The 12,488-nt window shown below is 75.5% G+C and carries 8 protein-coding genes and 1 pseudogene; 7 read left to right on the top strand and 2 right to left on the bottom strand.

Annotated elements, in window-relative coordinates:
* Nucleotides 1-89 precede the first annotated feature (89 nt).
* From IHE55_RS23130 to IHE55_RS23105, 6 genes are all read left to right on the top strand, one after another.
* The gene (locus tag IHE55_RS23130) at nt 90-749 is read left to right on the top strand and encodes a DUF3000 domain-containing protein (RefSeq protein WP_197990782.1); all 660 of its coding nucleotides are present in this window, start codon (nt 90-92) and stop codon (nt 747-749) included.
* 1,649 nt (nt 750-2,398) lie between these two features.
* Nucleotides 2,399-3,061, top strand: a complete 663-nt coding sequence (locus IHE55_RS23125; RefSeq protein ID WP_197990781.1) for a response regulator transcription factor — start codon at nt 2,399-2,401, stop codon at nt 3,059-3,061.
* Between the two features lie 183 nt (nt 3,062-3,244).
* A complete protein-coding gene (locus tag IHE55_RS23120) occupies nt 3,245-4,531 on the top strand; it encodes a ribonuclease D (RefSeq protein ID WP_197990780.1) in 1,287 nt (428 codons plus the stop codon).
* Nucleotides 4,532-5,294: 763 nt separating this feature from the next.
* The gene (locus tag IHE55_RS23115; RefSeq protein ID WP_197990779.1) at nt 5,295-6,515 is read left to right on the top strand and encodes a thiolase family protein; all 1,221 of its coding nucleotides are present in this window, start codon (nt 5,295-5,297) and stop codon (nt 6,513-6,515) included.
* Nucleotides 6,512-8,641, top strand: a complete 2,130-nt coding sequence (locus IHE55_RS23110) for a 3-hydroxyacyl-CoA dehydrogenase NAD-binding domain-containing protein (RefSeq protein WP_197990778.1) — start codon at nt 6,512-6,514, stop codon at nt 8,639-8,641. Before IHE55_RS23115 ends, IHE55_RS23110 begins: the two co-directional genes overlap by 4 nt.
* A gap of 170 nt (nt 8,642-8,811) precedes the next feature.
* Nucleotides 8,812-9,105: a DUF1330 domain-containing protein gene (locus IHE55_RS23105; protein WP_197990777.1), complete on the top strand. Its 294-nt coding sequence runs from the start codon at nt 8,812-8,814 to the stop codon at nt 9,103-9,105.
* A gap of 72 nt (nt 9,106-9,177) precedes the next feature.
* Here the strand turns inward: IHE55_RS23105 and IHE55_RS23100 are convergent, their stop codons facing one another.
* The gene (locus IHE55_RS23100; RefSeq protein ID WP_197990776.1) at nt 9,178-10,227 is read right to left on the bottom strand and encodes a PLL family lectin; all 1,050 of its coding nucleotides are present in this window, start codon (nt 10,225-10,227) and stop codon (nt 9,178-9,180) included.
* A gap of 133 nt (nt 10,228-10,360) precedes the next feature.
* On the opposite strand from IHE55_RS23100, the pseudogene IHE55_RS23095 reads away from it, so the two are divergent.
* Nucleotides 10,361-10,757: pseudogene (locus IHE55_RS23095) on the top strand (NTP pyrophosphohydrolase).
* A 148-nt stretch (nt 10,758-10,905) separates the two neighbouring features.
* Here IHE55_RS23095 and IHE55_RS23090 read toward each other — a convergent pair.
* On the bottom strand, nt 10,906-12,444 hold the full coding sequence (locus IHE55_RS23090; protein WP_307826791.1) for an amino acid permease: 1,539 nt from the start codon (nt 12,442-12,444) through the stop codon (nt 10,906-10,908).
* Nucleotides 12,445-12,488 lie beyond the last annotated feature (44 nt).

Raw genomic sequence — 12,488 nt, 5'->3', positions numbered from 1 at the left:
CCTAAATCTTCGCACGGGCCGAACGAGTGACCCGCCAACCCTGGTGTGCCTACCTCGCACGGGGGTCTCGAACGCCTAGTCTTCCGGGCATGGCAGCGGCTCAGGGACACCTTGCGGACGGCGCGGACAGCACGGGAGGGCGGGACGGCGCCCCACTGGCCTTCCGGCACGCGGTCGCCGGACTGCGCGGCGTACGGCCGCGGGCCGAGGTGGAACTGGACCCCACCCCGCCGCCGCGCCGGCTGGCGCCCTTCGCGTACGCGCTGGAGGCGGTGGTGGCGGCCGACGACGCGGAGGACGACGGCGGGACGGAGCTGGCCGAGGGCCGGCTGATCCTGCTGCACGACCCGGAGGGGCACGAGTCCTGGCGCGGCACCTTCCGGCTGGTGACGCTGGTCCACGCCGAGCTGGAGCCGGAGATGGCCGCGGACCCGCTGCTGCCGGAGGTGTGCTGGTCGTGGCTGACCGGGGCGCTCCAGGGGCGCCGGGTGGAGTACCTGGAGCCCAGCGGCACGGTGACGCTGGCCGCCTCCCACCACTTCGGCGGGCTGGGCGACCGCGAACCGTCCACCCGGATCGAGATCCGCGCCTCCTGGACGCCCTCCGACGCCGCGGGGGTGCCGGACACCGCGGCGCACCTGGCGGCCTGGTGCGACGTGCTGTGCCAGATCGCGGGGCTGCCGCCGGCCCAGGGGCAGGAGCCGGGCGTGGTGCCGCTGCCGCAGCGCCGCGGCCCCCGCCCCCGCTGACCCCGGCGCCCGGCCCACGCCCGGTCAGCCTGGGCGCTCGGGCCGCGGGGTGCGGGGTGCCTGGACGTGCCACGGGATGCCCGGCCGGGCCGCCCGGTCCGCGGTTCACGGGTCTGCGGGTCCGCGGGTCCGCGGGTACGGACGCGAGGCGCACCCGGCGCCGGACGCCGTGCCCGGGGCCGCCCAGCCCCCGGGCGGGGGCCGGCCTCCCGGCTCGCGGGCACCGGGCCGGGGCCGGGCATGCGCGCCGGCCCCGGTGCCCGGGGCGCCCGGGGCGGACCTACGGGGGCCGGAGCGAGGGTCCGTCCCGTGGACCGGCGATGAGGCATGCGGGCCGGTCGCGGGGACGGGCCTGCGGGCCGGTCACAGCCACGGGGCAGCGGCACGGGCGGGGACAAGGGGCCCCGGTATCCGCATGGCGGACCGGAATTGGGGCGGGGCACACCGGCCAGGAGACGGTCGGTCCGGCGTCGCGGCGACCGGGCCCTCGTACCCACCGGGCACCACCGCCAGGCCTCGTGCGCGCGATCCGGCGACGCGCACCCCCCATGGCCCCCGCACCGCCGGTCGCAGCCCCCCTCCGCCCTGGGCCCCTCCCGCACGGCCGTCCCTGTCGGCAGATTCCGGCGGGCCCCCGGACCGCCATGCCCGCCGCACGTACCCCGCACCGCAGCCGTGCTGCGGCGTTCTTCCGCCCCCGCCGCCCCGGAGCAGACCCCCTCCCGCCCGGGACTCCGCCCGCACGACCGTCGCCGGCAAACTCCGGCCAGCACCGGGACCGCCACGCCCGCCGCACGTACCCCGCACCGCAGCCGTCCGCCCCCCGCCGCGCCGGAGCAGCCCCGGCACCACACCCGCCTCCGCACCGCAGCCGTCCGGCCCGCGCCCCGGAGCAGCCCCCGGCACCTCCCCCGCCCCCCCGCCGAACCGCCGCCCTCGGGCCCGCCGACCGCCTCCCGCCGACCGCACGCACCCTCACGACCGTCGCTCGCCACCCGCCGCGACCGCGCGCACCGGCCGGCGACCCCGGCGGGAGGCCGGCCGTATCCGCTCCGCCGGACCGGGCGGGCCACCCGCCCCCCAGGGGACCGCGCGCGGCGCGGCGGTGACGCGGGACCGCGCGCCCGCGTTCGTCGCGGCGCCGGCGGGCGGCACCCGGCCGCACGGCGGGGCCCGCCCGGGCCACCGCGCGGCCCGCACCCGCCGCCGCCCGGACCATCGGCGGCGGCCGGCGGCGCCGCACCGCGCCCCCGCGTGCGTCGGCAGCCGTCCGGCGGCGTCCGCCCCGGCGGCCGGGGCGGGGCAGGCCCCGCCCGCGGGCCCCGCGCGCGGCGCGGTGGCGTACCGGCGCCGCCCTCCACGCCCCGCCGCGACGGGTGTGCCCCGGGCGCTCCGGCCCGGCCCGCTCCCGGCGCGGCCCGGCCGCCCGGTCGCTCCGCCGGTGCGCCGCGGTGCCGGAAAAACCGCTGGTCAGCGGAGCGTGTCGGCGGTCGGGGCCGGTTTCGCGGGTCGCTGACACCGGTCGAGCAGTCGTCCTAATTGTCCGAATTGTTACTCACTCGATCGTGATCATCCCCTAAAGGAGGGCCGTACGGGTGCCGAAGCACCTGGTGACCCGTCCCCACACCCAACTCCCTTCAGGAGGCCTGGTGTCTGTTCTCCTTGAGCAACCGTCCAGCCTGGTCGCCTACCGTCCGAACAAGCCGACGGCGATGGTCGTGGTCGCCGACCCCCGTGTCCGCTCCACCGTCACCCGCCACCTGTGGGCGCTCGGCGTACGCGATGTGATCGAGGCGTCGTCGATCGCCGAGGCACGCCCCCGGATCAGCAACCCGCGCGACATCTGCGTCGCCGACGTCCACCTTCCCGACGGCTCGGGGCTCACCCTGCTCTCCGAGACCCGCGCCGCGGGCTGGCCCAACGGGCTGGCGCTCTCGGCCGCCGACGACATCGGGGCGGTACGCAACGCCCTGGCCGGCGGCGTCAAGGGCTATGTGGTCACCGGCACCCGTACCAACCTGGGCCTGCCGGGCCGCCCCGGCGCCGCCCCCATCGGAGCCGCCGCCGCCCGGCTGCACCGCCGCCCGCCCGGCGCGCCGGGGCACCCGGGGGGCTTCCGGGAACTGTCCGGGCGGGAGGTGGAGGTGCTCCGGCTGGTGGCGGAGGGCCAGTCGAACAAGGCCATCGGCGTCTCGATGGGCCTGTCCGCGCTCACCGTCAAGAGCCATCTGGCGCGCATCGCCCGCAAGCTGGGCACCGGTGACCGGGCCGGCATGGTCGCCGTCGCCCTGCGCACCGGAATCATCCACTGACCCCGACGACCACAGCCCGCCGGCCCTGCCCTCTCCCCCGCCGCGGCACCCCCGTCCGTGACGGACCGGAACCGCGCGGTACCCCTCCGGCAGCCCCTCCGACCGACCTCTCTGCCGCCCGCCGACGGAACGTTCCGTCGGCGGGCGCCCTGTACCGCCCGTCCGCACAGATACCCTTGACCGGTGACCGACGCCCATAAGACCGCAGCAGACACGACACTGCGAACCACCGGGGGCGCTCCTCCGGGTGACGGCGTCGCAGCCCCAGAGGTGCCGACCCCCCTGCTGGAGCCCCGCGACGGCATCCCGCCGGTGGTCGCCGACCAGGCCGCCCTCGACGAGGTCGTCGCGGCCTTCGCGGCCGGGCACGGCCCGGTCGCGGTGGACGCCGAGCGCGCCTCCGGCTACCGCTACGGCCAGCGCGCCTACCTCGTCCAGCTGCGACGCGCCGGGGCGGGCACCGCGCTGATCGACCCGGTCGGCTGCCCGGACCTGTCGGGCCTGGGCGCCGCGCTCGCCGGCACCGAGTGGGTCCTGCACGCCGCCACCCAGGACCTGCCGTGCCTGCGGGACATAGGCATGGTGCCCGACCGCCTCTTCGACACCGAGCTGGCCGGCCGGCTCGCCGGGTTCGCCCGGGTGGGCCTGGGCGCCATGGTGGAGACCGTCCTCGGCTACTCCCTGGAGAAGGGCCACTCCGCGGTGGACTGGTCCACCCGCCCGCTGCCCGAACCCTGGCTCCGCTACGCCGCGCTCGACGTCGAGCTGCTGGTGGACCTGCGGGACGCGCTGGAGGAGGAGCTGACCCGGCAGGGGAAGCTGGAGTGGGCCCTGGAGGAGTTCGCCGCCATCGCCGCCGCCCCGCCGCCGGCGCCCCGCAAGGACCCCTGGCGGCGCACCTCCGGGATGCACCGGGTGCGGCGCCGCCGCCAGATGGCGGTGGTGCGCGAGCTGTGGACGCTGCGGGACTCCATCGCCCAGCGCCGGGACATCTCCCCCGGCAAGGTCCTCGGCGACGCCGCGATCATCGAGGCGGCGCTGGCCCTGCCCGGCAACACCCGGGCGCTCGCCGCGCTGAACGGTTTCGGCAACCGCGCCGGGCGCCGCCAGCTGGACCAGTGGCAGGCCGCCATCGACCGCGCCCGGGCACTGCCGGACAGCGAGCTCCCGCAGCCCGGCCAGCCGGTCACCGGCCCCCCGCCGCCGCGTGCCTGGGCCGACAAGGACCCGGCCGCCGCCGCCCGGCTGACGGTGGCCCGCGCGGCGGTGGCGGCCCACGCCGAGCGGCTGTCCATGCCCCAGGAGAACCTGATCGCCCCGGACTCGGTCCGGCGGCTGTGCTGGGAGCCGCCGACCGAGGTGTCGGAGGAGACCGTGTCCCACGCGCTGGCCGCCCTCGGCGCCCGGCGCTGGCAGGTCGAGCAGGTCGCGCCGGTGCTCACGGCCGCGCTCTCGGCGACCGTCGACTGACGCGACGCGCGTGGACCGCCCCGGCCGGCGGCGGTCCACCGCTCGCGCGCCCGCGCGCGGCACCCCCGCGGGCGTCCACCACCCCGGTGCGCCCGCGCCGGTCCCCACCCCGCCCCCCACGCGGCCGGCCGCCCACGACGTACGCCCCACCGCGGCCGCTCCGGCGCCGGCCCGTGGGCGCGGCACGGGCCGGCGCCGGACGGCCCGAGCCGCCTTCTCCGGCCCGCCCCGGCCGGCCTGCCCGGCAGGTCCGCCCGCCCGCGCCCACGGGCCCGGCCCGGCCCCCGGCCGTCGGCGCCCCCCGCCCGGCGCTCCCGTCCGGCGCCCCAGGACCACGCCCGGCACCACGCCCCCCGCGCCCTCCGGTGCCCACCACTCCCCCGCCCTGCGCCCGGCGCCCCCGCATCCCGTCCGGCGCCGACCCTCCACATCCCGTACGGCACACCCGCCCCCGGTCACCCCGCCCCACCCGGTCCCCGGGGCCGGGCCCGGCCCCGGCTCGGGCGCCGGGCCCCCGCGCTCCCCGTCCGTCCCCACCTGCGGCGCGCCGGTGCCCCGGCACGCCCGGCGCCCGCCCCCGCGCTCCCGCGCCACACACCGCGCCGGTGTCGCCCCGGTCCGGCGGTGGTAACTCTCCGTGTGACGTTCACCGCTCCCGTGCCGGGGACTGGGCAGCTTGGTTACCCACAAGTAGCATGTGGCCTGTCGGCGCGCCGAACGCGTGCCCGCAGCAGTGCCACCCCGCACCTGGAGGAGAGCCAACGTGCCTCGTACCGCTAGGGACGTCGTCTTCGTCGACGGCGTCCGGACCCCATTCGGCAAGGCGGGCCCGAAGGGCATCTACCACGAGACCCGCGCCGACGATCTGGTCGTCAAGTGCATCCGGGAGCTGCTGCGCCGCAACCCGGACCTGGACCCCGCCCGTATCGACGAGGTGGCCATCGCCGCCACCACCCAGATCGGCGACCAGGGTCTGACGCTGGGCCGCACCGCGGGCATCCTCGCCGGGCTGCCCCAGTCGGTGCCGGGCTACTCCATCGACCGCATGTGCGCCGGTGCGATGACCGCGGTGACCACCACCGCCGGGTCCATCGCCTTCGGCGCCTACGACATCGTGGTGGCCGGCGGTGTCGAGCACATGGGCCGCCACCCGATGGGCGAGGGCGTCGACCCCAACCCGCGCTTCGTGTCGGAGAAGCTGGTCGACGAGTCCGCGCTCTTCATGGGCATGACCGCGGAGAACCTCCACGACCGCCTGCCGCACATCACCAAGCAGCGCGCCGACGAGTTCGCGGTCCGCTCGCAGGAGAAGGCTGCCAAGGCGTACGCCAACGGCAAGATCCAGCCCGATCTGGTGCCGATCTCGGTGCGCCGCACCAACCCCGAGGGCGGCGAGACCGGCTGGGGCCTGGCCACCGCCGACGAGCCGATGCGCCCGGGCACCACGCTGGAGAACCTGGCCGGCCTGAAGACCCCGTTCCGCCCGCACGGCCGGGTCACCGCGGGCAACGCGGCCGGCCTCAACGACGGCGCCACCGCCTCGCTGATCGCCGCCGAGGACGTGGCGCGCGAGCTGGGCCTGCCGGTCAAGATGCGGCTGGTCTCCTACGCCTTCGCGGGCGTGGAGCCGGAGGTCATGGGCATCGGCCCGGTGCCGGCCACCGAGAAGGCGCTGGCCAAGGCCGGTCTGTCGATCGACGACATCGGCCTGTTCGAGATCAACGAGGCGTTCGCCGTGCAGGTCCTGGCGCTGCTGGACCACTACGGCATCGCCGACGACGACCCGCGCGTCAACCAGTACGGCGGCGCGATCGCCTTCGGCCACCCGCTGGCGTCCTCCGGCGTGCGCCTGATGACCCAGCTGGCGCGGCAGTTCGAGGAGCAGCCGCACGTCCGCTACGGCATCACCACCATGTGCGTCGGGTTCGGCATGGGCGGCACCGTGATCTGGGAGAACCCGCACTTCGACGGAGGCAGCAAGTGACATCCACCGCCGAGCTTCTCAAGGGCGCCGCCGAGCTGTTCCCGGACGAGGTCGTCACCCAGGCGCACGTCCGCCACCTCGACCTGCCGGGCGGCGCGGGCCGCTTCGCGCTCATCACGCTCGACAACGGCCTGGACCACACCAAGCCGACCACCTTCGGCCCGCAGTCGCTGGCCAACCTGGACGGCGCGCTGGACCAGGTGGAGCGGGAGGCCGCGGCCGGCGAGATCGTCGGCGTGGGCCTCACCGGCAAGCCGTTCATCTTCGCCGTCGGCGCCGACCTCAAGGGCGTGGAGCTGCTCGGGCGCCGCGAGGACGCGCTGGCCATCGGCAAGGGCGGCCACGACGTGTTCAAGCGGCTGTCGTCGCTGGCCGTGCCGACCTTCGCCTACTACAACGGCGCGGCGATGGGCGGCGGTGTCGAGGTCGGTCTGCACTGCGCCTACCGCACCGTCTCCGCCTCGCTGCCGGCGTTCTCGCTGCCCGAGGTCTTCCTCGGCCTGGTGCCCGGCTGGGGCGGCTGCACCCTGCTGCCGAACCTGATCGGCGCGGACCGCGCGGTCAAGGTCGTCATCGAGAACGCCCTCAACCAGAACCGTCAGCTCAAGGGCGTCCAGGTGCACGAGCTGGGGATCGCGGACGCGATCTTCGAGGGCGCCGACTTCCTGGAGCAGTCGCTGATCTGGACCGCCTCCGTCCTCAAGGGCGAGATCGAGGTGGCCCGGCCGGAGGTGGACCGCGGCGAGGCGTGGGACCGGGCGGTCGAGGCCGGCCGGGCGTTCGCCGACTCCAAGGTGCACGGCGCGGCCCCGGCCGCGTACCGGGCGCTGGACATCATCGCGGCGGCGAAGAACGGCGACCTGCGGCAGGGCTTCGACGCCGAGGACCAGGCCCTGGCTGACCTGATCATGGGCGGCGAGCTGCGCAGCGGCATCTACGCGTTCAACCTGGTGCAGAAGCGCGGCAAGCGCCCGGCCGGCGCGCCGGACAAGTCGCTCGCCCGCCCGGTGACCAAGGTCGGCGTGGTCGGCGCGGGCCTGATGGCCTCCCAGCTGGCGCTGCTGTTCGCCCGCCGCCTGGAGGTGCCGGTCGTGCTGACCGACATCGACCAGGAGCGCGTGGACAAGGGCGTCGGGTACGTCCACGGCGAGATCGACAAGCTGCTGCTCAAGGGCCGGATCAACCAGGACAGGGCGAACCGCCTCAAGGCGGCCGTCACCGGCTCGCTGGACAAGGCCGCCGCCTTCGGGGACGCGGACTTCGTCATCGAGGCCGTGTTCGAGGAGATGGGCGTCAAGCAGAAGGTGTTCGCCGAGGTCGAGGCGGTCGTGCCGGAGCACGCCGTCCTCGCCACCAACACCTCCTCGCTGTCGGTCACCGAGATGGCGTCGAAGCTCAAGCACCCCGAGCGGGTCGTGGGCTTCCACTTCTTCAACCCGGTCGCGGTGCTGCCGCTGCTGGAGATCGTGCGCGGCGAGCGGACCGACGACGCCTCGCTGGCCACCGCCTTCGCGGTCGCCAGGAAGCTGAAGAAGACCGGTGTGCTGGTCAAGGACGCCCCGGCGTTCGTGGTCAACCGCATCCTCACCCGCTTCATGGGCGAGATCCAGAACGTCATCGACGAGGGCACCCCGGTGGAGGTCGCGGAGCGGGCCGTGGAGCCGCTCGGCCTGCCGATGTCCCCGCTGGTGCTGCTGGAGCTGGTCGGCCCGGCGATCGGCCTGCACGTCTCCGAGACGCTGCACGGCGCCTTCCCGGACCGCTTCACGGTCTCGCCGAACCTCAAGGCAGTCGTGGAGGCGGGCAAGCGCGGCTTCTACGTCTACGACTCCGGCAAGCCGGAGCTGGACCCGGAGGTCGCCGCGCTGCTGAAGCAGGGCGACGTGCAGCTGACCGAGGAGCAGGTGCGCGCCCGGGTGCTGGACGCCGTCGCCCAGGAGATCGGCCTGATGCTGGACGAGGGCGTGGTGGCCGAGGCGCAGGACATCGACCTGTGCCTGATCACCGGTGCCGGCTGGCCCTTCCACCTGGGCGGCATCACGCCGTACCTGGACCGTGAGGGTGTCTCCGAGCGGGTGAACGGCAAGCGCTTCCTCGCCCCGGGCGTGGCCAGCGTCCCGGCGTGACCGCACGGCCGCCCCGGTTCCGGGGCGGCCGGCCGGACGGGCCGTACGGATCCTCTCCGTGCGGCCCGTCGGCGTACCCGGAACCAGGACTTGACCTTCACACCAGTGTGAGGGTTGCAGAATGCGGCCGAGCGGCGTTCCGCCGTCCGTGCCGTCCCCGGGAGACAGCCGTGCCCGCATATGTGATCGTCGACGCCGATGTGCTCGACGAGGCCACCGCCCTGGAGTACCACGCGGTGGCGGAGCCGTCGATCCGCCACCACGGCGGCCGGTACCTGGTCGCCGGCCCCACCCCGGAGGCGGTGGAGGGCACCTGGGAGTCCTCCCGGGTGACCGTCATCGAGTTCCCCGACATGGAGGCGATCCGCCGCTGGTACGACTCCCCCGAGTACACCCGCGCCCGGGAGATCCGGAGGTCCGCGGTGCGGCTGCGCATGCTCTTCGCGGAGGGCGTGCCCGGGTAGCCTGCCGCCCGCGGGCGGCACGGGGCGCCGCCCGGACCCGGTCCGGTGCGGCGCCGCCGGTGGACGGGCCGGTCAGCCGCCCTGGACGGTCTGCCAGGCGCCCAGCGCGAGGCCGGGTTCGGAGGTCTTCTGCCGGGCGAGGCGCAGCCGCCGGTCCGGCCCGAGGGCGGCCAGCACCACCCGGCCCAGCCCGTCCAGCGCCAGCGCCGGGTCGCTCAGGCCCGGCTCGCCGGTGGGCGTCCACCACACCCCGGCCGCCTCGTTCTGCGCCGGGTAGGCGGCGACGGAGAGCCGGCCGGCCGCCGGCTCCCGCTGGGCCAGTACGGTGCAGTCGTGTCCGTCGATCGGGGCCTGGAGCACCGCGACCCGTCCGGTGCCGGTCTCGCCGCCCAGGGATATCGCCCCGGTGTCGTCGCCGGCCCGCCAGGCGAGCAGTTCACCGGTCGCCGCGTCCCGCCAGAAGTGGGTGAGGGTGTCGGGGCCGGTCTGGACGCCCGCGCAGGAGCCGGGCTGCGGCTTCCACGGCAGGTCCTCGCCGCGCTTGAGCCCGCCGCCCGGCTCGGTCATGAACCAGCGCAGCGCCCCGCCGGTGGTCGGCGCGAGGAACTCCACCCGGCCCGCCGCGGTGGCGACCCCGGACAGCCCCTCGACGACGTCCTTGCCCTTGAAGTCCACCCAGCCGCTCCACTTGCCCTTGCCGTCCTGGCGGCGGGCGCTGATGCCGGTGCCGGCGTTCCGGACGAAGACGTGCACCGCGCCGTCCCGCCCGACCACCGTCTCCACCACGGTGACCCGGGCGGCCTTGCGCCAGTCGTTGGGGTGCGGGGTGCCCATGGAGTGCCAGGCGGTGGTGGGGCGCCCGGTCTGGAACTGGGTGGCGTGCACGACGTCCACATCGACCCGGTCGCCCTCGCCGGGTCTGCTCCGCAGCCCCATGAGATGGACGTAGCCGTCGGCCCCCTGGCCGACCGAGCAGGCGGTCAGCCCGGGCAGCTCCAGCCGGACCGGACCGGTCCAGTCCGGGCCGCCGGGGCGGTTCTCCGTCCAGCGTTCGATGGCGCCCTCCGTCGGTGCGTAGGCAGAGAGCCTGCCGTCCTTGCCGCGCAGCAACTGCAGCACCATGGTTCGCCGACTACCTTCCCTCACCCGACACCGACAGCAACTATTCTGCCTGCCCCGGCGGCCCCGGTGACCCGGCCGGGAACCCTCTGGGGGCCGGGAACCGGGGGCGGGTGCGGCGTGCCAGGGTGGGGGCATGGACGCACTGCTGGTGGTGGACGCGGCGAACGTGGTCGGCTCGGTGCCGGACGGCTGGTGGCGGGACCGGCGCGGGGCGGCGGAACGGCTCCGGGACGCCCTGGTGCGGTACGCCGCGGACGGCCCTGCCGGCGCGGGACGCGGTGCCCGGGGCGGTGGTCGGCGGCCCGCTGGAGGTGGTCCTGGTGGTGGAGGGGGCGGCGCGGGACGTGGCCCCCGGTGCCGGGGGTGCGGGTGGTGGCCGCGGAGGGTTCGGGGACGACCGATCGTCGCCGAGGTGGCCGGGCGGGGAGCCGGACCGGCCGTGTGTGGTGGTGACCGCGGACCGGGAGCTGCGGGAGCGGGTGCGGGCGCTGGGCGCCGAGGTGACCGGGCCGCGGTCGGTCCGGCCCTGAGGGCGGCCGCCGCGGGTGCACCGGGCGCCGGGGCGGGTGCACCGGGCGCCGGGGGGCCTTTCGGGCGGCGGGGCCCGTTCGTCGCCGGCCCCGCGGCCCGTACCGGTCACCCGTACCGAGGCCCGTCCCGCGGACCGTCACGGGCGGCTCAGCGGGCCACCGGCGGGCCGGGCGGCGCCGGGCGGTCGGTGGTGGGGCTCATCCGGCTGTGCTTACGGCCGTACAGGAAGTACAGCACCACCCCGATGACCATCCAGGCGCCGAACCGCACCCAGGTCTCGGAGGGCAGGTTGAGCATCAGCCACACCGAGGCGGCGACCGAGGCGACCGGCAGCACCGGCACCCACGGGGTGCGGAAGGCACGGGGCAGGTCGGGGCGGGTGCGGCGGAGGACCAGTACGCCGATGGCCACCACCACGAAGGCGAAGAGGGTGCCGATGTTCACCAGCTCGGCCAGCTCGGAGATGCTGGTGAAGCCCGCCACGACGGCGATGATCACCCCGAGCAGCACGGTGGACCGGTAGGGCGTGGCGAAGCGCGGGTGGACCCGGGAGAAGAACCGGGGCAGCAGCCCGTCCCGGCTCATGGCGAAGAACACCCGGGTCTGGCCCAGCAGCAGGATCATGCAGACGGTGGTGAGGCCGACGGCCGCGCCGAAGCTGATCAGGCCCGCGTACCAGGGGTGTCCGGTCGCCTTGAAGGCGTCCGCCAGCGGCGCGTCCACGGTCAGCTCGGTGTAGTGCTGCATGCCGGTGACCACCAGGGAGACCGCGACGTAGAGCGTGGTGCAGATGAACAGCGAGCCGAGGATGCCGCGCGGCATGTCCTTCTGCGGGTTCCGGGTCTCCTCGGCCGCGGTGGCCACCACGTCGAAGCCGATGAAGGCGAAGAAGACCACGGCCGCGGCGGTGAAGATGCCCTGGACGCCGAAGTTGGTGGGCTCGTAGCCGAAGATCAGCTGGATCAGCGGCGCGTCGAGGCCGGAGGCCGACTCCTGCCCCCGGGCGTCGGGGATGAAGGGGCGGTAGTTGTCCGCCTTGATGAAGAAGGCGCCGGCGATGATGACGATCAGCACCACGGTCACCTTGACCGCGACCACCAGCGAGGTGATCCGGGCGGACAGCTTCATGCCCAGCACCAGGATGCCGGTGAGCAGCAGCACCAGCAGGAAGGCGAGCAGGTCGAAGCCGACCCCGTCGGCCACGTCCGGGCCCTGCAGGGCGTCGGGCAGGTTCCACCCGGCGTTGTCCAGCAGTGAGCGCACGTAACCCGACCAGCCCACCGCGACCACCGCGGTGCCCAGCGCGAACTCCAGGATGAGGTCCCAGCCGATGATCCAGGCCGGCAGTTCGCCGATCGAGGCGTAGGCGAAGGTGTAGGCGGAGCCGGCCACCGGCACCGTGGAGGCGAACTCGGCGTAGCACAGGGCGGCCAGGGCGCAGACCACGCCTGCGGCCACGAACGCCAGTGCGGTCGCCGGGCCTGCCTGGTTCTTGGCCACCGTGCCGGTGAGGACGAAGATGCCGGTGCCGATGATGACGCCCACGCCGAAGACGGTGAGGTCCAGGGCGGACAGCGAGCGGCTCAGCGCGTGTTCGGGTTCCTCGGTGTCCTCGATGGACTGTTCGATCGACTTGGTCCGGAAGTAGTTCCCGGACCTGCGCACCCTCGGTTCCTGACTGCTCACCGGTCTCCTCCACGCTCGCCCGTCCGGGCCATCGTTGGGGCTGG

Origin of the sequence: Streptomyces pactum (assembly GCF_016031615.1) — a bacterium.
In the GTDB taxonomy this organism is placed as follows: Bacteria; Actinomycetota; Actinomycetes; order Streptomycetales; family Streptomycetaceae; genus Streptomyces; species Streptomyces pactus.
The sequence above is the reverse complement of the archived record's forward strand: the minus strand, read 5'-3'. Positions and strand labels throughout refer to the sequence as shown.